A 25,612-nucleotide genomic window follows, 5' to 3' on the forward strand; every position below is an offset into this window, starting at 1 on the left:
TACTAACTTTAGGTGCTTTAATTTACTCTTGTGCACCAGCAAACAGTGCGAGTGCAAACTACTTCCACAAAGAAAGAAAGAAGTATGAAATTATGGACATGCATTCAGAATGCCCTCAACTTGTTAACTCAAGACGATAATTTCATAGAAACATATTTTAAAATCCTTTTCTCATTAATCAAGTTTACATGAGGGAAGGATTTTTCATATCTAATACTCACGATAACCATAATTTTTTTATAATTTAGGTCGTCATAAAAAACCGTCATCATTTTTTTAGCAAAATATGCAACGTGATATTGAAATAGCAGAATTAAGAAGATTAACCCAATATATAGACGATAATTTTGATTACGACTTCAAGAATTACGCAATGTCTTCCTTTACCCGAAGAGTACGAAGAGTAATCGAACTGTATAAGTTCACTTCTGTAGAAGCTTTAATTAAGAAATTTAAAAACGATCCCGCTTTTTTTCAGGAGTTTGTTTCAGAGATTACAGTCAACGTTACAGAGATGTTCCGCGACCCTACTTTTTGGAGTTCACTGAGAGATGAAATTATTCCAGAAGTAATAAAGGAACATCGAAAAATTAGTATATGGCACGCAGGATGCTCCTCAGGAGAAGAGGTAATTTCTATGTGCATCCTTCTTAAAGAATTAAACTGTCTTGAAAGTGCTACAATTGTAGCTACTGACATTGACCAGTCTATTATAAATAAGGCAAAGAAAGCTTCATTTTCCTCAAAAAATATGGAGTTGAACAAGCAAAATTACGAACGCTACGGAGGGAAGCATGACTTCTTAAGCTACTTTGTTGAAGACAATGGTTTTTTCTATATCAAACCAGAGTTAATAGAACGAGTATCATTCAGAGTGCAAGATCTAGTCAAAGGAAATCCTTTTTCAAAGTTTGACTTGATTTTATGCAGAAATGTAATGATCTACTTCAACCAAACTTTACAAAACGAGGTACTTAAAAAGTTGCATGGCAGTCTTTTTAAATATGGTAACCTTGCTATTGGATCAAAAGAATCTTTGATTTGGTGTGATATTGCCAATAAATTTGTTGTCGTCAACAACGAAGAAAAAATTTACAAGAAGATCAAAGATTAACTTCCACACACTACTCAATGAAATCTTCATTTTTTCATAATAAATACAAGGGAATAGTGATTGGAGGTTCCGCTGGCAGTTTTAAACCTATCACAAAACTGCTCGCAGATTTACCAAAAGATTTTCCTATTCCTATTTTTCTATGTCTGCATCGCCTAAAGCATGTTAGGCATGGTTTTATAGAGGCTTTATCAATAAAGAGTTCAAAACCTATTTTTGAACCTCTTGATAAAGAATTAGTCCGACCAGGTATGGTATACTTGGCTCCTGCTAATTATCACTTATGTATTGAATTAGGCAATACAGTATCTTTATCAACAGAAGGTCTGATCAATAATTCTAGGCCTGCAATTGACCTTACATTCAAAACCGCCGCTTATGTATATAAGGAGAAACTTATTGGTATTCTATTTTCAGGAGCCAATAAAGACGGTGCTTTAGGAATGAAAGCCATTAAAGATAAAGGTGGTGTAACCATTATTCAAGACCCCGAGGAAAGTATGATGAATACCATGCCTCAGTCCGCAAAGCAAGTAACTGAAATAGATTTTTGCCTTGAAGCTGAAAAAATTACAAATTTTCTGTTAGATTTATACAAGGCTTATCAAAAATAGACGTTACTTATAAAGAGTTCTGAAACTTTTTCAAGCAAACTAATTAGTATTTTGAAAACAACGCAGAAAAGAACAAATATTAGAGAAAAGAACATCCACACGGTATATAAAGTCCCGGCGATTATCGTGGCTTCAATTTTTGTGTTTACTTTCTCGCTTATATTAGTATTAGAAAATCAGTATCCTAATATTTTATCACTCATTGGAGTTCTTGAAACAAAAGAGTTCAATAGAGAGACTTATTTATTGACTTTAGGGTATATCGATTTGGTATTTGTAATAGTATTAATCTACCTTATCTTCAATAGTAAGCAGGTGTTTAATATTATATTAGGAATCATTTTTATATTCCTATCCTTCTTCTCTACCTCGAAGTTGTATAATCTTCCTGAGCAGATATTGAGTGCGTTGGAGAGAAAAGATGATAAAACCTATCTACAGGTCATGGATTTGAGTGCTCCTACTTTTTATACATTAGGATTCACTTTTGCTATACTTGTATTCCTTTTATTCCGTCTTATTTCACAACTAATGAAAGATCCTGAGGATCACATCATTTATGTACCGAAGTACTTCTCAAAGGAGAATCAAAATAAAGAAGAAGAAGCAAAAGACACTTTCAGAGAGAGAGGTCAGCTGATCAAAAAGAACATACAAGCTTCAATTCTCAACAGAGATGAAGGTGATGATAAAGAGCAGACACTTTTAAATTCGATTTGCCGTGAATTCCAGGTAAGTACTGGTATTTACTACAAAACGAAAGTTATTGATGGTAAAAATATGATTTCCTTTTCGAAAGGATTCTCCTTTTATTTACCAGAATCGCAGACTTTGGCTTATGAATTTGGAGAAGGGCTCCCTGGGCAAGTTGCGGCAACTAGATCTTCGATCATTTCAAATACTATCCCTGAAAACTACATTAAAGTAGTATCAGGATTAGGAGACTCTACTCCTAACTCTCTAATGATTGCTCCAATCTTAGACGCTGAAGCTAATTTATTAGGAGTTGTAGAACTCGCCTCTTTCAGAAACTTCACACCTGAGGATCGTGAAATTTTGGACAAGGTGACAATTTGGTTTACAGAAAGTTAAAAATATTGATATAAACAGTAGGACTTTATATATATGTTTTTCCAAGACTTAAAGATACGTACTAAAATTACTATAATAATGTTACTCGTTGTAACTATTACTGTAGTAACTATTAGTTCCCTTTCTTATTTCCAAACTGAAAATTCAGTTGAAAGAAGGTTCTCTCAAACTTTTGATGTTATTAGTACACTGAAAGCAGAACAGATTGACCAAAAGTTCAAGTACATCGAACAAAATTTGAAGTACATGGCAAAATCTGCTTTGATTGTAAATAATGCCACAAAGTTAAAGTACCTTTTTCAATCCAAATCAAGATCTTATAAAGATTCTACTTATTACGAAATCAAAAGAAAGCTAGATAATGAGCTTTTCCCTAAGCAAATTGTGAATGGGTATTCTAACATTATCATCACCGATAACAAAGGAAATGTTTTATATACGAGTTACACTTTCCCTGCTTCAGTAATTGTTGGTGATAGAAATAAGAAATTTGAAAAAATCATTAAGAAGGCGAAGACAAAAACGTATTTCTCTGAACCTTTCAATACAGAAAAAGGAGCTCATATTTATGTAGTATCCCCTAGAATGAAATCAAGGTTTGGTGAATTAGGACACGTTATTATCCTTTACAGTCTCCAAAAGAATATTTATCCTATTGTTGAAAACAGAACAGGTCTTGGTGACACTGGTGAAATTCTTCTTTCAAGACTTTCTGATAATCAATCAAGCAATGTAACGATTATATCCCCACTAAAAGGCAGTCCAAACCTACTTACAGAGGTGATCAGCCTTGGAGATCCTTCAAACATTGCAATTCAAAAAGCCGCCAAAGGTGATTCTAAAGACTTTAGTTACGATATTGACTGGAGAGGAAAGAAAACAATTTCCTATTGGAACTACATCCCAACAACCAATTGGGGTTTAGTCGTAAAAATTGATTATGATGAAATTAAAAGCGGATTAAATGGCCTGATTAGAACATTCTTCTATACCGCCATTGTCATCATCTTTATTTCAATGATGATTGCCGTAATTTTCTCAAAATACCTTACAAGTCCTATCATTACACTTAAGAACAGGTTGAACCTTATTGCAAAAGGTATTCTCCCTCATGAAGTGGTCAATCTGATTCATAAAGATGAAATTGGGGAAATGTCAATGGCCGTTCAAGAAGTAGTGAACGGTATGAAAAGAACTGCAAATTTTTCAGAACAGATTGGTGAAGGGAACTATGATGCATCTTACACTTCCCTAAGTGATGATGATACATTGGGTAATGCCTTGATCAGTATGAGAGACAGTATTCAAAGAGCTGAAAAAAGAGATTCTGAACGAAATTGGATTATTACAGGTGAAGCTGAAATTGGACAGATCCTTCGTAATCATAATGATTTAGTAGAATTAGGCAACGAGGTAATTGCCTTTACAACTGAAAAAATCAATGCTGTTCAAGGTGCTTTCTATGTAGTTGAAGGAGCCACTGATGAACTATCATTAGACGAGCAAGAAATTCGACTAGTAAGTACCTATGCTTATAATAAGAAGCGTTTCCTTCAAAAGAAATTCAAATTTGCAGAAGGTCTAGTGGGGCAAGCCGCTATTGAAATGGAAATGATCTTAAGAACGGAAATTCCAAGCAACTTCTTATCGATCACTTCTGGTTTATTAGGTGAACAAAAGCCAAAATCCATTCTTATCATGCCTTTGATTGCCAATGATAAAGTATTTGGTATTCTGGAATTTGCTTCTCTGAATAACTTCTCAACAATGAAGTTAGATTTTGTAAAAGAAATCTCACACATCATTGCCCGTACGATTTTCAACATTAAGATCAATGAGAGAACTGTTAAGCTACTGAAAGAATCACAGCAGATGAGTTCAGAACTTTCCGTACAGCAAGAAATTCTCCGTCAGAATGCGGAAGAAATGGAAGCTACTCAGGAAGAATTACAAAGAACGAACCATCGTTTGGAGGAACAAGTTGAAGAAGTAAAAAGATCACAAAATAGATTACAATCCTTATTAGAAAATGCATCTGAGGTAATTACAATTTTTGATGAAAATGCAAAAATCAAATTCGTCAGTCCATCTTCTAAACATATCCTTGGTTACAAACCAGCGGACCTTATTAATCTTTCCTACTTAGACAACCTGCACAAAGATAGCGTAGATGAGATTAGAGATTTCATTCATTCTTTGGCCAACTCTAAGAACGAAGAAACACTAAGTGCACAGTACCGATACAAACTGCAGGATGGCCGATACATCTGGCTAGAAGCAACAGGTATCAACCTTACGAAAGACCCAGCGATCGAAGGTATTGTAATCAACGCACAAGACATCACAGAAAGAAGAAGAGCAGAAACAGAGAAGCGTATGCGTACACAAATGCAGGCTTTATCTGAAAACTCACTTGATCTTATTCAAAGGTTAAATAAAGAAGGGTTGATTTTCTATACAAACCCTATCATTGAAGAACTCACTGGCCTGTCAGCAGATTTATTCTTGAATCAGAAAATTGACAATACAGCATTACCAGAACATATTATTACAGAATGGAAAGATATGCTGATTGAAGTTTCTTCTAAGAAAGAAAAGTGTACACGAGAAGTTGAATTTCCTACATCAAGTGGAAATCGATTTATGACTGTCACCGCAATCCCTGAATTCAATGAGGACAATGAATTCGAGAGTGCACTTTTCGTATCCCATGATATTACTGAACGTAAAAAATCCGAATTGGAGATCTTGCTTAAAAACAAGAAAATTACAGAAAGTATTAATTATGCCAAGCGTATACAGGGAGCTATCATTCCGGAAACGGAAATTATCAAAAGAGACCTTAAAGATTGCTTTATTTTATACAAACCTAGAGATGTGGTAAGTGGTGACTTCCCATGGTATTTCAAAAAAGACAATGACGTCTATATCGCTGCCGTAGACTGTACAGGTCATGGAGTACCAGGTGCACTGATCTCTCTTATTGGTTATTTTATCTTAAATGATATTGTACAAAACAATCACAACATCTCTCCTGGTGAAATATTAGATTTACTGCATCAAGGGGTTACGAAAACCCTAAGACAAGACTCTAATACAAGTACTAGAGATGGTATGGATATTGCAATTGCAAAAATAGATGTTGATGCCAGAAAGATAGAATATGCAGGCGCACATAGGCCGCTATTCTTATTCAAAGCTGAAAGCAAAGATTTTATACAGGTAAAAGGAAATAAATTCCCGGTTGGAGGGGAATACAAAACAAGAACAAACTTTACCACTCACGAAATTCAATTAGACGAAGGTGATGAGATTTTCTTATTCTCGGATGGTTATCCAGATCAATTCGGAGGACCAGAAAATCGAAAATTTGGAGCTAAAAGAATCCGTGAGGTCATTTCCGATTCAGACCATTCTAATATGGAAGAGATTGCACATACACTTCACCAAACATTTATGGACTGGAAGGGCAATGCAAAGCAAACTGATGACGTTATAATGATAGGAATAAGATTTTAGTTAAGAAAACTTGTTAGTTTCCTACGTTTAGTTATATTTGAAAATATTTTTTTTACGTCTAAATTTAAAATTCGTAAGAATGAAGCTCCAACAATATTAAGTTGGTTTAATAATTTCTGTTCGGACATATGAAATACATCTACGAACTTCACAGGACAATGCTTGACAAAGATCTCATCCTCGTTTATGAAGGAGAGATTACGCAAGATATAACCAAATCTGTATTATCCATGGCGGAAAGGAACATGGACTCATATGGTGAACAGTCAAAGATCAAAAGAAAGGTCTTTAACGTTATGGTAGAGTGCTTGCAGAACATCAGTAAGTATGCTGTCCCGATGGAGAAACAATCTGACAAAAAAAACAGTGCCGTCTTTATGATAGGCAAAGAAGATAACTCTTATTTTATCACGTCAGGCAACCCAATACTTTCTAAGAATGTCAGAGACATTGCGAAAAGGTTAGAAAGAATTAATGACCTCGATAAAGACGGTCTGAAAGATTTATATAAAGATATTATCAAGAACGGTAAGATTTCGGCCAAAGGTGGTGCAGGTCTTGGCTTTATTGATATGGCCAGAAAATCAGGCGAGAAACTCCGCTTTGATTTTGAACCCATCAATGATGAGTTCACATTTTTTTCTCTTAAAACGACAATTCCAAGAAATCTAAAATAACTTTACATGAAAGTCCTTAATCTTGCAGGAACGGAGGATACGCCAAAAGTCATCTTGGACAAAGACAACGAACTATTCGAAATTTCGGGTAGATCACTTCCAGAAGACTCAGCAGAATTCTTTGCTCCTATCCTAAAGTGGATAGAAGAGTATGCTGAAAATGCAAATAGCTCAACAAAGTTTTTATTCAAACTTGAATACTTTAATACAGCTTCATCTAAGCTTATATTAGATGTGCTGTCAGCATTAGAAGAAATAGTAGGTACTACAATTGTATGGTACTACCATGAAGATGATGAAGATATGCAAGAAGCTGGAGAAGAGTTTGAAGAATTAGTAGAACTTGAATTTGAATTCGAAACATACTAATATGTAACTTTCTCAATAAAAAACACTTGGCTTTTCTTTTAAAACCAAGTGTTTTTTATATTTACTTAATAAATAACGGTTTTTGATGCAATATTTACCATCATTATTGCATTAATTAAATATATACTCAAAGGAGTGTATATTATTTTTTGTTTTGAATTGAATTTCCGAACTATTGTCGGCAATCTATGAGTGAAGAAATATTAAAGGCACTGACCCAACTTTTCGCTATCATCTCTACACAAGATGAGGGTTTAACAGAAACCGAAAGAAATTTCGTTATCAATTTCTTGAATCAAGAACTTGAGAAACGTTCTGTTGAAGAATATATAGAACTCTATGATCAGCTTATCAAAGATGAAGAAGATCGTATAGCAAAGAGAAAAGCAAAGGCTGCCAAGAAAAGAGCTGCTAGAGGTGAAAGTGCTGACGATACAGTATCAGATGCTGTATCAGTGAGAAACTCAGTAAGAACACTTTCTCTTTGTAGAAAGATCAATAAGACACTTGACCAGAAACAAAAAGTCATTGTTATGGTGAAGTTGTTAGAACTCGTTGCTTCTGATAAATCATTTACCCCACAAAGAATGGATATCATACACACTGTTGCAGATGTGTTTAATATTCCTTCTCCTGAATACAAACTCCTTGAACGTTTTGTCATTGAAACACACTCTTCAAAAATTGACAATGAAGATATCCTTATTTTTGATGATGAAATGCCTCCTGAAGGAAGTAAGATCAAATTTATTGATTCGGGCCTTTTAGATGGTGAGATTATTTTCATCAGACTAAAAAGTGTTGCCCTCTACTTCACTAAATACACAGGTAAAGACACTATTTACTTAAATGGTCAGCCTGTTGCATCAAATACAGTTCATTTATTCTCTCCAGGTAGTATTTTCAAAACTCCAAAAGGAGCACCATTATACTACAGTGACTTAGTCAATAAATACAACTCTGATGAAATTGGTGGTAATATCTCTTTCGTTGTTGAGAACTTAGAATATAAATTCCCTAATGGCCAAGTTGGTCTCCGTGATATTAATTTCGGTGAAAACACAGGACAACTTGTAGGTATTATGGGTGCATCTGGAGCAGGTAAAACGACATTACTGAATGTGCTCGCTGGTTTGGAAACGCCATCTAACGGTGAAGTAAGAATCAACGGCTACAACCTGCACAAAGAAAAAGATAAAATTGAAGGTGTTATTGGGTACATTGCTCAAGACGACCTTCTAATTGAAGAATTAACAGTATTCCAAAACCTTTATTACAATGCCAAGCTTTGTTTCAAAGATATGAATGAAGCAGAATTGACAGATAAAGTAAATGAGGTACTACTTAGTTTAGGTTTAGATAGAATTGCTCACTTAGTAGTGGGTAATGTTCTGAATAAAAAGATTTCAGGTGGTCAGCGTAAACGTCTAAATATCGCCTTAGAGCTTATCCGTGAGCCAGCGGTAATGTTTGTGGATGAACCAACATCAGGTTTATCTTCAAGAGACTCTGAAAACGTAATTGACCTTTTAAAAGAATTATCGCTAAAAGGAAAACTAATATTTGTTGTAATTCACCAGCCTTCATCAGATATCTATAAGATGTTTGATAAAATGTGGCTGTTGGATACTGGCGGATATCCGGTATTCTATGGCAACCCTATTGAAGCAATTACTCACTTCAAGAGTGCAGCTGGACAAGTGGATAGTGATCAAGGACAATGTAACACTTGTGGTAACGTAAACCCAGAACAGCTTTTCAATATCATTGAAGCACAAGTTGTGGATGAATACGGCGAATTTACCAACAAAAGAAAAGCAACTCCTCAAGACTGGTATAAAGTTTATTCTGAAACTTTCCAGAAAACTGAAGTTGAAGAAGTTCACGTGGACCCTCCTAAAACATTAAGAATTCCTTCTAAGATTAAGCAGACTGCAATCTTTACTATTCGTGATTTCCTTGCGAAGTTTAGTAATAAGCAATACTTATTGATCAACCTATTAGAGGCTCCTTTCTTAGCAGTTTTACTTTCTTGGGTAATTTATTACATCAAGAATAACGACTCCGATTACATATTCAGACATAATGAAAATGTTCCAGCTTATATCCTGATTGCAATTCTGGTTGCACTATTTATGGGTATGACAGTGAGTGCGGAGGAAATTATCAAAGACAGGAAAATAAAGAAAAGGGAATCATTCCTTAATCTAAGTAGGTCTAGTTACCTCTTTTCAAAGCTGATTATTCTTTTTGGATTCTCTGCAGTACAAACATTCACTTTTGTACTTATTGGTAACACTATCCTTGAAATTCCTGACTTGACATATCAGTATTGGTTGATTCTATTTACTGTTTCTTGCCACGCCAACCTTATTGGTTTAAACATTTCATCAGCCTTCAATTCCGCTATTACGGTTTACATATTAATTCCTATTCTACTCATTCCTCAAATGATTTTGAGTGGTTTAATATTTGACTTCAGCAAATTGAATAACACAATTAGTGAACATGGCAAAACGCCACTGATTGCTGATATTATGGCTTCAAGATGGGCATACGAAGGATTATCTGTAGAGCAATTCAAAAACAACAGATATGAAAAACCTTTCTTTGATGTTGACATGAAGTTGAGTCAAAGTAATTATAAGAGTGCTTATTGGGAACCGAGAATGGAGGAAATCCTTTACAATGCTCAATTAAACAGTAAGAACACGAATGACAGTACAGCTAAAATTTTAGCAGATGATATTCTTACTCTTACAAATGAGATCAATTCAGATTTATTCTTCACGACGATGGAAGAAAAGAAAGCTACTGTAATGGCCTTCATGGAAGATGGTAAAATCACTTCAAGCGAAGGTAATCAGTTCAGAAAAATTCTTTATGAGTCGTCCATTTTTTATAATGATTTCTTGATTAAAGCAGAAGAACAAAGAGATGCTAAAATCTATGAAATGAAGAAAGCTTATGGTGATGACTTTAATTTATCTGAATCAAAAGATAAATATTACAATGATCAATTAGAAACTTTTGTGAAAAACAAAACTGTTCTTAATAGAACTGTTGTTGATCATAATAGAATTGTGCAACTTATAGATCCAATTTTCTTTATTAAGGAGAACACAGCCGGAGTTTTGGATTATAGAACTCACCTGTTTGCTCCCGCAAAGAAATTTTTTGGCACATATATTGACACATTTACATTTAATGTACTGTGGATTTGGATGATGTCTATTCTTTTGTACTTCTCCCTTTATTTTGAATTATTGAAGAAACTGATAGAAGGGGTTGAAGTAATTTTTACAAAGATTGTCTCTAAAGAAGCATAAACACAACTGTTAAAAATATCCTCATATATTTTGGATAGCAACTATCTTAGAAAACCGGAATAAGATGAAAACCAAATATCTTAATACATTAGCCGCATCGGTACTCTTAGCTTCCTCGTTCGCTCAAGCTGGAGAATTACCTATTGAAAAAGTAAAAGACACAAAAGTAGGGGTAGCCCCTTCTCACGTTGAACAAGAAATATTACCAGTAGGTGAAGTACTAGAATCTATCCCTTCTCCTCTAGAGATTTCTGTTTTAATTAAAGAGAATGGAACAGTTTACAATAAAAGCGATTTAAATGCACCTGACGCTGTTTCAAGATATAATACTACTTTTCAAAAAGCACTAAACTTAGGTATCTATGGTACTGACCTTGGCTTTGCGAACATTTATGGAAAAAATCAAGATGCGATTAGTTTCTTAAACTCAGTAAAAGATCTTGCTGATGGATTAGGAATTGGGGCATTTTTTGATTACGAAACAATTAAAGAATTAGCTGAAAGTTCAAATAGATTAGACGAACTGATTCAGACTACAACTTTAAACTTCGAAAAAATTAATAATAACCTAGCTGAAAGAAAAAGAGAGAACGTTAGTGCTCTTATTCTTACAGGAGGTTGGATTGAAGCTGTTTACCTTACAGCAATGGTAAACGCACGTGAACCAAATGATCTTTTAAAAGATAAAATTGGTGACCAGAAAATTGTATTAGATCAATTACTTCTAGTTTTAGATATATATAAATCAAGCCCAGGATTTGAAGACTTGATTAATGACCTAACTGCTTTACAAGAGATCTATGATCAAATTGAAGTGGAGGTAATCGTAGGAGAACCTACTATGGAAGAAATTGATGGCGTACTTGTTGTTACAGATGGTACTAGAAGCGTAGTCCATGTAACAGACGGTGATATCCAAAAAATCACAAGTTTATTGAAATCTATCCGTAACAAGGTAATTAGATAATAAGATTACTTCTTAAGTGAAAAAATACAGAAAAATGAAAAAGATATTCTTAGCATTCTCATTAATCTTCGCACTTTTTGCATTCAATGAAGCTTCAGCTCAATGTAACGCAGAACTTTATGTAACGAAAAGTATGAAGGAATTAAACCCAGGTTTCCAATTCTCAAAAAGTTACAGAATTGATGGTAGAAATGGTACTAGACGTAAAATTGAGTACACTTGTGTTTTAGCAAAAGACACAAGCTACCAAATCACTATCTCAGGTAAAGACGGTGGTGCTCAAGGTCTAATCAGTACATTATACAATGCCAAAAGACGTAGAATTATTTCTAGTTTTTACAACAATCGTTTCTTAGGTACTTGGACTTACAAATGTACTTCTACAGGAATTTACTATTTGAGTTTTACTTTCAAGGATTCTAAGAGCTATTGCGGTGCTGCAGTACTTGGATTTAAGAGATAAAACATAAAAAAATACAATCAGGGCAGAAGAGATCAACTTCTGCCCTTTTTTTTGCTTTTTTTTTATAGTTTTGTAGGATGTAACTATAATGAAGTAAGTGAGTAATCACAATTAAAACTACTTCTATTCATATTTTATTTACACTAAAGGTGCGGTTAAGATGGACTTACTGTCGTTAAGAAATCAAATAGATGCTATAGACAACCAAATTCTTCGTTTATTAAATGAAAGAATGAATGTTGTAAAACAGGTTGGAGAGTTAAAAAAACACGAAAAAACAGCTATTTACAGACCTGAAAGAGAAAAATCAATCATTGATAGATTACACTCTATTTCAAAACAAGATGAAGGCACGTTAAATCATGCCGCTATTGAAGCCATCTTTTTGGAAGTTTTTGCAGTAAGTAGAAATATCGAATTACCAGAAAAAGTAGCATTTTTAGGTCCTGAAGGTAGTTATACTCATCAGGCTGCAGAAAGTAGATTTGGAGCTATGAGTGAATATATTTCACTTAAGACGATCAAATCTGTTTTTGACAATGTTGAAACTGGAAGAGTACGTTTTGGTGTTGTACCAATAGAAAACAACCAAGAAGGAACTGTTGCAGAAACAATCGATCAGCTTTGCTATCGTAATGTAAAGATCGTAGCCGAATTGCCGTTATCTGTAAATTTCACTTTGGCATCAAAAACAGATGATTTATCTAAGATTACTAAAATATATTCTAAAGATATTGCGTTTAGACAATGTAGACAGTTTATTGAAGATTACTTTGATGAAGACATCAGATTAATCCAAGTAGCATCTACTTCTAAAGCCGCCAAACTAGCACTTGAAGAAGAAGGAGCAGCTGCAATTTGCTCTCAAATTGCCGCCAAACTTTACAAGTTGCCTATTATTTACAATAATATTGAAGACAGTCAAGACAACACTACTAGGTTCTTGATTCTTGCAAAAGACCTTGTAAATCAAAAATCAGGTAAGGATAAAACGTCTATTCTTGCAAAAATTGGCAACCATCCTGGTGATTTGGCAAACTTCTTGGAAGAATTTAGACAACGTGATATTAACCTTACTAAAATTGAAAGCAGACCAGCTAAAGAGAAAGATAATTTCAAGTATTGGTTCTTGATTGATTTCGATGGTCACTATGAAGAAAGTAAAATTCAGGAAATTATTAGAGTATACCCTGATACCATTACCTTCTTAGGAAGTTACGTAAAGATGGTTTAACAGAATAAAAATAAATTTTGGTCGTTGTAAAGATGAGAAGTCTACAAAAGACCTAAATAATCTAGAATGAAAAGAAACTTTTTTATACTACTACTTTTTGGTTTATTAACCTCAAGTTATGGATTCTCGACTACCCCACCTTCTAAAATTCTTTCGAGTTTTAATAAGGTTCTTGGTGGTGGTAAGTATGATATTGGTAGAGCAATTGTAAAAGCTCATGACACCGGATATGTTATTGCAGGACGTTCAATTGGTACTAGCGGTAACATGGACATGAGCTTATGGAAAGTAGACGAAGGAGGAAATGTCATTTGGAATTTCAAATTTGGAGACACCGAAACAGAAGAAGTATATGACATCATCCAAACCAAAGATGGGGGATACATTACTGTAGGAAGCTCTGACTCTTATGGTTTTAGTGTTGACATCAAAGACACATGGGTGGTGAAAGTGGATGCTCGTGGTAAACTCGTCTGGAGACATACCTATGGCGACCAAGTTTCTATTGAAGAAGGCACTTGTATAAAAGCAACTGAAGACGGTGGTTATATCATCGGTGGAAAAATCATTACATTAGATAGTGAAGAACCAAGTGGTGATGCTTTTGTTCTTAAAATAGATAGCAATGGCACTGAAGAATGGAAAAAAACTTACGGAGGTGTCAAAAATGATGAAGCTGTAGATATTGCAATTTCTGAAGATGGATATACAATCATTGGAAATACTGAGTCTTCAGGGAAAGGCAAGTGGGATGTTTGGATGTTCAGAATTGGTTTAGACGGCACATTAAAATGGGAAAGAACCTATGGTGGTGGAGATACTGAAAAAGCCAATCAATTTGTTCAAACGCCAGATGGTGGTTTTGCCATTGTTGGTTATTCTTACACATTTGCAGAAGCTAGTTTAGACTGCTGGGTAGTAAAAACTGATGCTGACGGCCAAGAACAGTGGCATAAATCTTTTGGTGGATTAAGCTATGATGAAGGTAATGGAATCACTGTAACTAGTGATGGAGGTTTTGCTGTTGTAGGTTACACTGAAGTATGGGTGCCAGATGAATATGGAGATAATACTAGCTTGGACGGTTTCAATACATTACTTGTAAAACTGGACGCTAGCGGAAATAAACTATGGGAAAAATCTATTGGTGGAGTGAAAGAGCAAAGAGGTTATGATGTTCTTGAAGCCGCCAATAAAGATTTAATCATAGTTGGATCAAAGCAGACAAGTGACCAAAATAACTTTGGCATTTTATTGATAAGAACAAATCCGAATGGATCTATTTAAACTATCAGACCTCTGAACTCAAAAAAGCACTATATAGTTTCTATACTCCTACTTCTTTTATCTTCTTCAATATTTGCACAAAATGTAAGTATTGAAAATGCTGATAAACTTTTTGAAGAAGGTCAATATTATGAAGCTTTGACTATGTATGAAAAAATTGCAGTCAAAGACATCACTTCGTGCACTATAAAGTATAAAATAGGAGTTTGTATTTATCAATCTCCATTTTCTAAGGCTGATGCTGAACCTTATTTCAAATACCTTATAGATCACTCCTGTACAGATATACCCGCAGAAAAGTTCTATTATTATGCTACGTTGCTTCACTTCAAAGAAAATTATATTGAAGCAATCAACTTCTATAACGAGTACTTAGAAGCTTATGAAAACTCCAACAAAACGCCAATTTTTAAGGATGCAAGGCTAAAAATAGAGCAATGCGAAAACGCTATCAACTTATCCAATAGTGTCATTACAGGGAACACTATTTCATCACAGGTTATGGAAATCCCCATCAATACCTCTTATGATGAAAAGTCCCCAATCATTTCCAAATTAGATAACTTTCTAATTTTCAGTTCAAAAAGACAAAGAGACAGTTTTAATTATGTCTATGGTGATCAATATCGTTTTCTACCTGAAAAACTTCAAAGTAAAGACGATGACATTTACCTCTCCTACCGTAAAGGAATTCAGTTTCATCATCCCTACCCTCAATTCAACGAAGAATTTAGAGATATTTACCCTCTTTACATTCAAGATGGAGCGTATATGCTTTTGTATATAGAATATCCAACTGACCCTGCTGGAAAAGGGAATATCTATGAAACGAAAGTAAAGAAAGGAAGATGGTTAAAACCCAAAAAGCTAAATGAAAAAATCAATTCATCATACAATGAAAAGGGTGCTTTCTTGGCAAATAACGGTACAACAATTTACTTTTCTAGTGATAGACCTGGAGGTCAAGGGGGCTTTGACATTTATAAATCAATAAAAATTGGAAAGGACGATTGGTCTAACCCTATCAATTTAGGGCCAACCATCAATAGTGAATATGATGAGGTATTCCCTTTTATTCACAACGATAATAAAACACTTTATTATTCTACTAATGGTACAAAATCTATTGGTGGGTTTGATTTAGTAAGATCTGTAAAGGAAGGAGCTACATGGTCTAACCCTCAAAACTTGGGAATCACGATCAATTCACCTTACGATGAAGTGCAATTCTCTCAGATTCCAAGTAAAAGGTATTCTTACTTTTCATCCAATAGACAAAATAAAGATGCTATAGGCGGATTTGACATTTATTCTATTTTCAAACCTGTTCATAAGATGAAAAGGGCTATTGTAACAGGAAATATTGAGGTAGAAAAAAATGGTCAAAAAATCCCTATTAGTTTGACGGTGAAAGATCAGGATAATATTACTTATAAAAAGTATGTTTATGATCCAGATCCATCTACTGGAAAGTTCTTTATGATTCTTCTACCAGGGAAAAATTATACGATTACAGTCACTCATAATGAACTGGAGCTCTACAACATTAAAATTGACCTTCCGAAAGACACCTATAGATATCAGCTGATTAAAACATTTAAAATGAAAGATATTGTGGTGCTCAACAAAACTGTGGGTTATGATATAATCCCGCAGGAATCACAATTTGAGGTTACTACTTTTGATCAGATAAAAGATAAGAAAGAAGATATTGCGGATGCAAGATATGATGCACTGCTGATGCTGATGGATATGATTGTTGACCGAACTGATAAAGACGGTCTAGCCTCTTTGAATGCTTTAGATGACCCTACTTTAGATCCTGTTATCTCACAACAAGCAGAAGGCAGTCCAGATCCTTATTACACTCCTTTATTAGATCTCATTGAAAGAGCTTTTAATGAAGCAAATCCTGACCTTTTAACATCATTGGACAGTATGAGAGGTGATACTGGAGAAAAAGTAGTACGTTTATCTAAAGGAAATAAAAGTATATTAGATCAGAGGTATTATTTCATTGAAAATGAATTTGATATTTCTAGAGAAGATCAAAGAACACTAAACGACATCGCTTCATTTATAAAACCTAGAAATGATTTAAGATTAGAAATTATTCATTTCACTCAAGAAGACGATAATAACGAAATCAAAGAAACTGATACTTTAACTCAAATGAGAATCAATTCCATTAATAATTATCTTGCATCTAAAGGGGTTGAGCAATGGAAAGTTAGAGTTGTAGAAAAACCTAAAATGAGTTCAGACGACATTGGATGTCTGAAATTATCTATCATAATCAAATAAGTTTTGAAAAAACCTTTTCTAAACATATCACCACTTCATTTAGTATCTGTATTGACAGTTCTCTTTATTCTTGTGTCCCATCAAGAAAGTAGAGCTCAGTTTGATGAATATGAAAGAAAGGCCGGTATTATCAATACTTTTGCGAAATACGTCAACTGGCCTTCTAAAGCATTTGTGGAAGATGACAAATTAGTGCTTGGGATATTGGGAGATGATCCTTTTGGAGATGTAATTGATAATATGTTTAGAAATAGGTATGTGAATGGCAGAGCTTGGGAAATCAGAAGAGCACAAACCATCAGAGAACTTAAGGGCTCACATATTGTTTTTATGGCTCAAGGCTTTAAAAACGAAGAAGTAAAAACATTTCTACAGGAAATTTACAGCAGAAACAACTCTTTTGTATTGACAATCGGCGACAATATCCCTAACTTTTGTAAAAATGGGGGTATAATCAATTTAACGCCCAATGGTCTCTACACTCTAAATATTGTTTCAGCTAATAAAGCGCAGCTGACTATTGATGTGAAGCTCTTAAATCTCGCAAGTGACATCATCCCTTATGACCCAGATTAAAAAAATATTATCGCAATCTTTAAGGTACAAACTTATTGGTATCATCATGTTTGTAAGTTTGATTGCATCTTCCTTTTCCACTATCCTTTTTTGTGCTTACGATTTCCAGCAGTATAAAGAAAACTTCATTAAGGAAACCAAACAATTGGCAAAGATTATTGGTGACAATAATGATGCTTCAGTTGAGTTACAGCAATTTACTCCTGCACAAAGAAATTTAAATGAACTCCTAAGTAATAACCCCCAAATTGTTACCGGAGTTATTTTTGATAAAGAACAAAGGCTGTTTGCAATTTATAGTAAAACGGCACTCTCACAAGCCAAAGAGAAAAATGATGATCTTTATAATAGGATTATTCTTGATAAAGACTGGCAGATTTCACACGCCGATTTTATACCTAGTTTCTCTCAAAACAACACCACATTTGCACTACTAGAAAATTTCCTGGATATCTATGTGAGTACTTTTGATGAAAATGGAAGAATCAACACCGTCTATTTAAGGTCTCAACTAACCTCAATTCGCGAAAGAATTACTACGTATTTTTTCATGTTCTTCTTGATCGTAGGTTCCGTTTTGATATTTGTATCCACGCTGTCCGTACCATTACAAAGAAGTATTTCAAAACCTATTCTTGATTTAGAGAGAACTGCAAATATCATTTCAAAGAAAAAAGATTATTCTATCCGAATCAAAGATCGTAGAGATGATGAGATTGGATTATTGATTGATGCTTTCAATGGAATGCTTTCAAAGATTGAACTTCAAAATGAATCATTAATTCACGCCAAGGAAGTAGCAGAGAGTTCAGCAAAAGCTAAACAGGAATTCTTAGCCAATATGTCGCATGAAATCAGAACTCCAATCAACGGCGTGATGGGGATGACTGATTTATTACAAGACACGGAACTGAACGATGAACAACAACATTTATTGAAAGTCCTGAAAAGTTCTGCTTCTCACCTTTTGGTTGTTATTAATGATATATTGGATATTTCTAAAATTGAATCTGGAAAACTTTCTTTCGAAGAACAAGTCATCAATGTAAAGGAAGTTACTTCTTCTATTTTGGATGCTTTTTCTATTCAAACAGATCAAAAAGGTTTGAATACTATCCTTGATATTTCTAAGAAAGTACCAGAGAAAATAGTTGGAGATCCAGTCCGATTAAAACAAGTACTCATCAATCTTTATTCAAATGCTGTAAAATTCACTTTTGATGGAAGTATTATTATTTCTGTCCGAAATAAGTTTGAAGATGATAATAAAGTTACATTGCAATTCTCTGTAAAGGATACAGGGATTGGAATTGAAAAGGATAAAATTGATCACATCTTCAATAGTTTTACACAGGCTTCTAATGAAACTACACGTAAGTTTGGTGGCACTGGACTAGGATTAAGTATTTCAAAACAACTTGTAGAGCTTCAGGAAGGAAAAATGTACATAGAAAGTACTGTTGATCTAGGAAGTACATTCTACTTTGAGATCACCTTCAAAAAGTATGAAGAGGAGGCAAAAGTATCAACAGATACATTGCAACAGAACAACTTAACCGAAGTAGTAGAAGAACCAACAAGCAAGCACATATTGCTTGTAGAAGACAATGAAGTCAATCAGATGTTAGTACTTCGTTTACTGAAGAAGTGGGGGTATGTTTCAGACTTAGCAGAAAATGGAAAAATTGCTTTAGAAAAGTTCAAAGAAAAAGATTATGACCTGATTCTTATGGATGTGCATATGCCTGAAATGGATGGATATTCTGCTACAAAAGAAATCCGAAACTCTTTCCCTGCCCACAAAAAAGATATTCCAATTATAGCCATGACGGCCTCTGCGCTGAAGGGTGAGTTTGAAAGATGCAAACAAGCGGGAATGAATGATTATATATCAAAGCCGTTTAAAAAAGATAATTTACTTCAAAAAGTTCAAGATTATACAAACTCCAAAGAACCACTAAAAAACGAATAAGAGAATAATCATTCATTTATTTTTTTACTTATCGCTATTTTTCAATAAAATATCTAGCGGCTAATTCATATCCTTTTAAGCCTAAACCTGCGATAGTTCCAACACAATTTTTAGCCATAAAGCTATTATGTCTGAATGCTTCTCTAGCATGAACATTAGAGATATGTACCTCAATTACAGGAGTCTCAACACCAGCAATAGCATCAGCAATAGCCACCGAAGTGTGTGTATAAGCCCCTGCATTTAAGACAATTCCGTCATAACTGAAGCCCACTTCGTGAATAATATCAACCAATGTTCCTTCATGATTACTCTGACGGTATTCCATCTCTGCTTCAGGCAGAGCAGCTTGAAGTTGCTCGAAATATTCTTCAAAACTTGTATTACCATAAATCGTTGGCTCTCTTTTACCTAGCAGGTTTAAATTCGGCCCATTTAAAATTAATAGCTTCATTTTATATATATATTATTAAATTGCTTATACAATACGGTCTAATATCGTTTAACACTAAACTATATCATTATACACTGCAAAACCAAATAAACTATGTTTATCCCAAGTATGCTGTTGAAGCAACTATACACACGTGGCAGCCTAAACAACACTGAACGTGGAATTGAGTTTTCGATCAAAAATAGACTCAAAGACGCTGAAATAAAAGAACTTCTCCATATTAAAATTGATGGAAAAGAAGTCAGCAAAGAAAAAATTGTTTTGCATACATCGAATACACAAGATGTAAAGGCAACTAGTATTAATTCTGATAACCGATTTGATTTTCCACTAAGAGCAGTGATTAAAATTGAAGTATTGGATCACCCTCAACTAGCTATTGAAAAACATGAAGTGGAAATTTCTGTAAAAGCATCTCCTTTTGGTTCCTTAAAATTTGCTGTAACTGATGCAATCACACTGCAAAAAGATACTGAAGTGAAGATCCCTAGAGACGAAATGGATGATTATGGTGAACCTATCATTAAAAAAAGACAGGAATTTGTAGAGGAATTTACAGGAGCTAAAATTGATCATATTGGAAAATATTCCATTGATCCACATGAATTAGGAGGAAATATCGAACACTTTACGGGAGTAGCGCAAGTTCCCATGGGTTTTGCAGGTCCAATTAAAGTAAATGGCGAACATGCTATTGGTGAATTCATGATCCCGATGGCTACAACGGAAGGAACTTTAGTTGCCTCTTACAATAGAGGAATGAAAGTAGCGAATATGTGTGGAGGAATTAAGGTTTCTGTTGTAGATGATGCCATGCAACGTGCTCCTGTTTTCGAATTTATTGACGCACGTGGAGCTAGAGATTTTGTAGCATGGATCAAACTCAATTTTGACAAAATCAAAGCGGAAGCTGAAAGTACTTCTTCTATCGCTGACCTTGTTTATATTGATCATTTCTTATCCAATAAATTCGCTTTCTTAAGATTTAACTTTAAAACTGGAGATGCTGCAGGTCAGAATATGGTTGGCAGAGCCACTTTTGCTGCTTGTAGCTGGATCTTAGATCAATACTCTGGAATTCAAAACTTCTTCTTGGAATCAAATTTTGCGACAGATAAAAAAGCGTCTCAAATCAATATCATGAGAACTCGTGGTAAAAGAGTGACGGCTGAAGTGACCTTGAAAAAAGAAGTTTTACAACAATATATGAGAGTTGATCCAGAGCAACTAGATCACCATTCTAGAATTGCCGCTATTGGCTCTTTCTTGTCTGGTGTAAATAATACTGGATTGCACTCGCCAAACGGCATCACAGCAATGTTTATTGCCACAGGACAAGATGTTGCGAATGTGTCTGAATCAAGTGCCGGTATCATTTATACTGAACTGACAGATAAAGGTGATTTATATCTTTCAATCACAATTCCTTCTTTGATCATTGCGACTTATGGTGGAGGAACGGGAATTGGCACCCAAAAAGAAAGTCTTCAGTTATTAGATTGCTACGGCAAAGGAAAAGCGCACAAGTTTGCTGAAATTGTTGCCGCAGTAGTTTTAGCAGGTGAAATTTCATTAGCCTCTGCTATTTCTTCTTCTGATTGGGTTAGTTCTCATGAGCAATACGGTAGAAACAGATAATACGTATTCTTACTATAAATCAAAACTCCCTGCCTGAACTTAGTTCAAACAGGGAGTTTTTCTATACTATTTATTTTTATAAATCTTCTGTGATAAAAAATAGTTTTCCTTCATAATGGAAAGTGACAGTGGCCTTCTCTCCTACTTCTTCAAGGTCATTACTCTCCTTATGAATATTGAATTTCGCATCGATTACTACTGTACCGTCTTTTCCTTCTTTAATTGTGAAGTTTTCCACCGAAAGACCATCACCATGATCTTTTAAATACACTGCAAACTCATCATTGATCATGGTAGTCACTCCAGCAAACTGCACTCCATAATCAGATGCATCTGTGGCATTTTCCCATTCACCACCTGAAGTATAATCTCCAATAATCTTTTTAGGTGCTTCAGTGGAAGTAGTCAAACCGATTGACAACATATTTCCAATAAACTCGTCTCCTTCATAGTCATCCAACTCTTCTAAGACTTTAATATCTTCCATAAATACCAGATCAAAGAACCTTCCAGATGAATCATTATCAAAAACTTCATTCTGTCTTCCTGCAGCACCTTTTATTTTAAATAATACCTCTCCATCAATACTCACACTTCCTTTTCCTGCAATAAAACTAGGAACATCATAATCGTCTTCATCATCCTTCTTGTACTCTCTTTCCACATGTTCCATTAATTCTTCATAATCTGCCCTAACCAAACTAATTGTATCAGTATAAGTCACACCTTCCTCTTCAAAACTTAATGTAAGGTCAATATTCTCTTCCGTTAAAGTTAAAAGGTTGGCTTGGAATATCTCATCCGACATTTTCACTTTCAGCGTTTCTTCAGTTTCATCAGTCCACTCCCAGATACCATTTCCATCTGAGCTAATAATAGCCCCATCTTTCGTAAAGAATACATAGAAATCATCTTCCGTATCTTTCCACACATTGGCTAAGAAAGCTGTTCTCTCTGAAAATTCCTTCTTATCCACCTCAATAGACATATTTATTTTTTCATCAGGATTATCTTCTTTAATTAGTTCAATTTGAATCTCACCATCCACATTAAGTAACTTCACAGTGCCATACCCCTCTAAATCGATTATTGTATCAGACTCTACAGTGTATTCTCCATAAAACAATAAATCTTTCTCTTCTAATAATGTTCTAGTATTTGAAGCTGTTCCTTGTACGGTAGCTAACCCCTCACTTGTAAACGCCATACTTGAAATTTCTCCTCCAGTAGTAATGTTCCAAGTAGCATCAAAATGTTCATTTTGGGTTAAATCTACGGTACCATTATCAAAAGTTTCTGGAGTAACTTCATTCTCTTCAGTAGTACATGAAATGATAAAAATTGATGAAATAATAAATAAAATAAGGTTTTTTAAATTTTTCATAGCGTATAGTTATTCGAGTTAAATTTTTCTATCTGTACGGAGAGGTTTGATAATGTTTTCAAAATGAGGGAATAATGAAGTTATATTCTTTAAAAAATACAATTCCAGAGAAAAAGTACGCTAAAAACACGTTTTTAAGGTAAGACTAATAGTAACGTATGAGATGATTTATTACTAAGTCAATTGAATATTACTTTCTAGGGTGAATGTAGGTTTATTCGCCTTTTAAATAGATTTGTTCCTCGGGTTTATATTTCCTAATATTGATAAGCCCTGCCATAATTATGGTCTAACCCCATTTTGCAGGACTTATTACATTTTTCAATGATCATCTATTAAAGCTAATTATGAACGTATTGAGTCATCTTCCTAAATTAACTAATACCCTACAATCACTTACTACTCCACTGAGCGATGTCGATTTTGAAGTGGTCAATAATCAGATTTTTGATACTCCTTATAAGAAAAACCTTCCTGTTTTTGATGACAACCTCTTTATTGACTTAAGTGCTAATAGTAGTTTTAAAATTAATGTATTTAATAGCAGTGATGATTTTGAAGATAATGAAAATGTAATACTTAATGAGAATCATCCCTATAAAAAGCTTATTTCGAATCATGCCATCATAGAGTACTTGATTGAAGGTCATTTGAAAGGCAATGCCAATTCTTCCGCCTCAAAATACTTCTCATTGGAAGCTGAAGGGAAACAAGATATTACAATCAATTGGTGTAGAGTGCATCCTAATCACAAAAGCACTGTGGAAACTATTGCCAACGAGGTGCATAGTTTAAAAGAGATTTTCACCGAATGCAAGAATAGTAATTTCTGGAATTCATTTGATGAACATGAAGGTGTTGGTTTTTCTTTAAATGGAGAATTTAAAGGGGCCTTATCTATTGACCTTGTAGAAGTTTTATCTTCCATCTTAGCACCTGTTTTTGCTCTTACAAGCTGTGGGCAATCCAATGCTTTTAATGTAGGTGCTTCCTCTGAAATTGGTTTCTCTTTTTCAAAGAAGGATGCTTTCAATTGTTTCATCAAAAAGACGGATGACCGTTTTCATATTACGCTTAATAAGCAAAAGAAAAGCTCTAAAGGAATTGGTTTATCCGCTTCAGTAGGCATTTCATTAGCTCCTAAAGCCATTGAACAAATTGAATCAATTATTGATGACTATATCATAGATTACCTTGGTGATTCTATTGAGAAGGTAAAAGAGAAAATACAAAACAATGCTGAAGATATTTATGTACAAGCCATTCTTCAAAAAATCGATATTCCAGCTTTAACACCTATCGAGGAAATAGTTGACTTCTTGAATGATTATGAGGAGAAGGTACAGAAAGCCAAAGAAAAGGTCATGCTTCTACTCAAAATGAAGTTGGAATTAGGATTAGAATATTCTTACAGAAAATCTGTTATGGAAAGCAGTATGCTAGATGCTTATGTTTCTAGTGACATTCTTACGAAGCATATTTCTTCATTACTGAAATTAGATATTTCTGATTTAATTCAAGAAAAGAGTATTGAAGTCAATCGTTATATGTCGGGTAAAGGTTTAGAGATTAGTAAATCTTTATCAGTGGGTGTAAAACTTGGGAATTGGAGCGTTGGACGTAAGGTTTCTCATAATGAAACATTCATCGACCTTAAACATGGCAGAGATGTAATTGAAAGAGAAGTGGCTTATGGTTTAGAGAAAAGCATCAGTTCAGATCTATCAGGAAATAGAAACGCTTCTTTTAATCTTGTATTAGATATTGAAACGCCTACTCCAAAAGAAAATTTATCGTATGATGACTTAGACTATTCACTAACACTTCAGAATACTTTTGAAGACGAAAGGGTTCAGGACAAAGATCAAAAAGGGATTCAACGTTACCTCTTTTCTTCTGTTATCTGGGGAATCATTGAGGAGGAAGAATATCAGTTGATTATTGATGTGATTTGGAATGAAATCAATGCTTCGAGTTATTATAAAATTGAAACCGTTTTCCATGTTCCACCTATCGTACTCAAAGATCTTCTGTTGGCTTTAGGTCAAAAAGTTACCATTGAGGATTTCTCAAAATCATTAGCAGTAGCAGTTCTTCCTACTAAAAAAGTGGAAAAGAGTAACTACTCTGATAATCGAAAAGCGTTTTACGGTCCGTTGTTATCCAATATGGTACAAAAACAATCCATTGATTCACTTTTAAATTCCCCTTATTACAAAAAGGAAAATAGAACATGGAGAAATAAAGACCGATTTATCAACCGATACAATCCAGACAGTTTCTTTGATCGATATAAAGCTACGCTCCTCTCTTTTAAAATTCTGAATACTTACTTTGATCAAAACGTCCCACTTCCAGAAGACTTAGTGAATTCTCCTTTAGATCAAGTTTTTGATAGAATGAAAGAAGTTTTTACGAAGACGAGTTCTGGAAAAAGAAGAAACAATGGTTTTGAGGAAAGATGGTTCGGGCATCTGCTCTATTCTACTGCAGAACAACATTTACCTGATAAAGCGGAGTTGATTGAAAGGTCAATGGTCATTAAATATGAGAACGGGGGAATTGAGCATAGTATTATTATTGGATAGCTTAAATTTCAATTTTTGCTGAATACAATAG

At 34.3% G+C, this 25,612-nt stretch carries 18 protein-coding genes; 16 read left to right on the forward strand and 2 right to left on the reverse strand.

Annotated elements, in window-relative coordinates; translation table 11 throughout:
- Positions 1 to 286 precede the first annotated feature (286 nt).
- The 14 genes from AVL50_RS13755 (at position 287) to AVL50_RS13820 (ending at position 19,517) form a co-directional block, all read left to right on the forward strand.
- Positions 287 to 1,114 (forward strand): protein-glutamate O-methyltransferase CheR, encoded by an 828-nt coding sequence (locus tag AVL50_RS13755; RefSeq protein WP_062617072.1) that lies wholly within the window; start codon positions 287 to 289, stop codon positions 1,112 to 1,114.
- 17 nt (positions 1,115 to 1,131) lie between these two features.
- A complete protein-coding gene (locus AVL50_RS13760; RefSeq protein WP_062617073.1) occupies positions 1,132 to 1,728 on the forward strand; it encodes a chemotaxis protein CheB in 597 nt (198 codons plus the stop codon).
- Positions 1,729 to 1,779: 51 nt separating this feature from the next.
- Entirely contained in the window at positions 1,780 to 2,820 is a 1,041-nt protein-coding gene (locus AVL50_RS13765) for a GAF domain-containing protein (protein WP_062617074.1), read from the forward strand.
- Positions 2,821 to 2,898: 78 nt separating this feature from the next.
- Positions 2,899 to 6,339 carry a PAS domain S-box protein gene (locus tag AVL50_RS13770; RefSeq protein WP_253764284.1) on the forward strand — a complete coding sequence of 1,147 codons (3,441 nt, stop codon included), beginning with the start codon at positions 2,899 to 2,901 and terminating at the stop codon, positions 6,337 to 6,339.
- Between the two features lie 128 nt (positions 6,340 to 6,467).
- The gene (locus AVL50_RS13775; protein WP_062617076.1) at positions 6,468 to 7,016 is read left to right on the forward strand and encodes a SiaB family protein kinase; all 549 of its coding nucleotides are present in this window, start codon (positions 6,468 to 6,470) and stop codon (positions 7,014 to 7,016) included.
- A 6-nt stretch (positions 7,017 to 7,022) separates the two neighbouring features.
- Positions 7,023 to 7,385 carry a DUF1987 domain-containing protein gene (locus AVL50_RS13780; RefSeq protein WP_044202790.1) on the forward strand — a complete coding sequence of 121 codons (363 nt, stop codon included), beginning with the start codon at positions 7,023 to 7,025 and terminating at the stop codon, positions 7,383 to 7,385.
- A gap of 188 nt (positions 7,386 to 7,573) precedes the next feature.
- Positions 7,574 to 10,714: an ATP-binding cassette domain-containing protein gene (locus AVL50_RS13785; protein ID WP_062617077.1), complete on the forward strand. Its 3,141-nt coding sequence runs from the start codon at positions 7,574 to 7,576 to the stop codon at positions 10,712 to 10,714.
- A gap of 64 nt (positions 10,715 to 10,778) precedes the next feature.
- The gene (locus AVL50_RS13790; RefSeq protein WP_062617078.1) at positions 10,779 to 11,681 is read left to right on the forward strand and encodes a hypothetical protein; all 903 of its coding nucleotides are present in this window, start codon (positions 10,779 to 10,781) and stop codon (positions 11,679 to 11,681) included.
- Between the two features lie 34 nt (positions 11,682 to 11,715).
- Positions 11,716 to 12,144, forward strand: a complete 429-nt coding sequence (locus AVL50_RS13795; RefSeq protein ID WP_044202794.1) for a hypothetical protein — start codon at positions 11,716 to 11,718, stop codon at positions 12,142 to 12,144.
- 160 nt (positions 12,145 to 12,304) lie between these two features.
- On the forward strand, positions 12,305 to 13,378 hold the full coding sequence (pheA, locus tag AVL50_RS13800; protein ID WP_062617079.1) for a prephenate dehydratase: 1,074 nt from the start codon (positions 12,305 to 12,307) through the stop codon (positions 13,376 to 13,378).
- A gap of 66 nt (positions 13,379 to 13,444) precedes the next feature.
- A complete protein-coding gene (locus tag AVL50_RS13805) occupies positions 13,445 to 14,665 on the forward strand; it encodes a hypothetical protein (protein WP_062617080.1) in 1,221 nt (406 codons plus the stop codon).
- 144 nt (positions 14,666 to 14,809) lie between these two features.
- A complete protein-coding gene (locus AVL50_RS13810) occupies positions 14,810 to 16,969 on the forward strand; it encodes a PD40 domain-containing protein (RefSeq protein ID WP_062617081.1) in 2,160 nt (719 codons plus the stop codon).
- Between the two features lie 3 nt (positions 16,970 to 16,972).
- A complete protein-coding gene (locus AVL50_RS13815) occupies positions 16,973 to 17,545 on the forward strand; it encodes a YfiR family protein (RefSeq protein WP_082795810.1) in 573 nt (190 codons plus the stop codon).
- On the forward strand, positions 17,532 to 19,517 hold the full coding sequence (locus AVL50_RS13820; RefSeq protein WP_062617083.1) for a response regulator: 1,986 nt from the start codon (positions 17,532 to 17,534) through the stop codon (positions 19,515 to 19,517). The genes AVL50_RS13815 and AVL50_RS13820 overlap by 14 nt, the downstream gene beginning before the upstream one ends.
- 34 nt (positions 19,518 to 19,551) lie before the next feature.
- Here the strand turns inward: AVL50_RS13820 and aroQ are convergent, their stop codons facing one another.
- Positions 19,552 to 19,971, reverse strand: coding sequence for a type II 3-dehydroquinate dehydratase (aroQ, locus tag AVL50_RS13825; protein ID WP_062617084.1), 420 nt, complete (start codon positions 19,969 to 19,971; stop codon positions 19,552 to 19,554).
- 93 nt (positions 19,972 to 20,064) lie between these two features.
- Between aroQ and AVL50_RS13830 the strand changes: the two genes are divergently transcribed.
- Positions 20,065 to 21,609 (forward strand): hydroxymethylglutaryl-CoA reductase, encoded by a 1,545-nt coding sequence (locus AVL50_RS13830; RefSeq protein ID WP_062617085.1) that lies wholly within the window; start codon positions 20,065 to 20,067, stop codon positions 21,607 to 21,609.
- A 76-nt stretch (positions 21,610 to 21,685) separates the two neighbouring features.
- On the opposite strand, the gene AVL50_RS13835 is transcribed toward AVL50_RS13830, so the two are convergent.
- The gene (locus tag AVL50_RS13835) at positions 21,686 to 22,993 is read right to left on the reverse strand and encodes a hypothetical protein (protein ID WP_062617086.1); all 1,308 of its coding nucleotides are present in this window, start codon (positions 22,991 to 22,993) and stop codon (positions 21,686 to 21,688) included.
- Between the two features lie 347 nt (positions 22,994 to 23,340).
- Here AVL50_RS13835 and AVL50_RS13840 point away from each other — a divergent pair, with 347 nt between their 5' ends.
- Positions 23,341 to 25,581, forward strand: coding sequence for a hypothetical protein (locus tag AVL50_RS13840; protein ID WP_062617087.1), 2,241 nt, complete (start codon positions 23,341 to 23,343; stop codon positions 25,579 to 25,581).
- The last annotated feature ends 31 nt before the right edge of the window (positions 25,582 to 25,612 follow it).

Source organism: Flammeovirga sp. SJP92 (genome assembly GCF_001583495.1).
GTDB lineage: Bacteria > Bacteroidota > Bacteroidia > Cytophagales > Flammeovirgaceae > Flammeovirga.

Bases quoted from the DNA above. Each gene is read 5' to 3' on its own strand.
- AVL50_RS13755 (WP_062617072.1), top strand. From the start codon at position 287: ATGCAACGTGATATTGAAATAGCAGAATTAAGAAGATTAACCCAATAT.
- AVL50_RS13760 (WP_062617073.1), top strand. From the start codon at position 1,132: ATGAAATCTTCATTTTTTCATAATAAATACAAGGGAATAGTGATTGGA.
- AVL50_RS13770 (WP_253764284.1), top strand. From the start codon at position 2,899: ATGTTACTCGTTGTAACTATTACTGTAGTAACTATTAGTTCCCTTTCT.
- AVL50_RS13775 (WP_062617076.1), top strand. From the start codon at position 6,468: ATGAAATACATCTACGAACTTCACAGGACAATGCTTGACAAAGATCTC.
- AVL50_RS13780 (WP_044202790.1), top strand. From the start codon at position 7,023: ATGAAAGTCCTTAATCTTGCAGGAACGGAGGATACGCCAAAAGTCATC.
- AVL50_RS13785 (WP_062617077.1), top strand. From the start codon at position 7,574: ATGAGTGAAGAAATATTAAAGGCACTGACCCAACTTTTCGCTATCATC.
- AVL50_RS13790 (WP_062617078.1), top strand. From the start codon at position 10,779: ATGAAAACCAAATATCTTAATACATTAGCCGCATCGGTACTCTTAGCT.
- AVL50_RS13795 (WP_044202794.1), top strand. From the start codon at position 11,716: ATGAAAAAGATATTCTTAGCATTCTCATTAATCTTCGCACTTTTTGCA.
- pheA (WP_062617079.1), top strand. From the start codon at position 12,305: ATGGACTTACTGTCGTTAAGAAATCAAATAGATGCTATAGACAACCAA.
- AVL50_RS13805 (WP_062617080.1), top strand. From the start codon at position 13,445: ATGAAAAGAAACTTTTTTATACTACTACTTTTTGGTTTATTAACCTCA.
- AVL50_RS13810 (WP_062617081.1), top strand. From the start codon at position 14,810: ATGTATGAAAAAATTGCAGTCAAAGACATCACTTCGTGCACTATAAAG.
- AVL50_RS13820 (WP_062617083.1), top strand. From the start codon at position 17,532: ATGACCCAGATTAAAAAAATATTATCGCAATCTTTAAGGTACAAACTT.
- aroQ (WP_062617084.1), bottom strand. From the start codon at position 19,971: ATGAAGCTATTAATTTTAAATGGGCCGAATTTAAACCTGCTAGGTAAA.
- AVL50_RS13830 (WP_062617085.1), top strand. From the start codon at position 20,065: ATGTTTATCCCAAGTATGCTGTTGAAGCAACTATACACACGTGGCAGC.
- AVL50_RS13835 (WP_062617086.1), bottom strand. From the start codon at position 22,993: ATGAAAAATTTAAAAAACCTTATTTTATTTATTATTTCATCAATTTTT.
- AVL50_RS13840 (WP_062617087.1), top strand. From the start codon at position 23,341: ATGAACGTATTGAGTCATCTTCCTAAATTAACTAATACCCTACAATCA.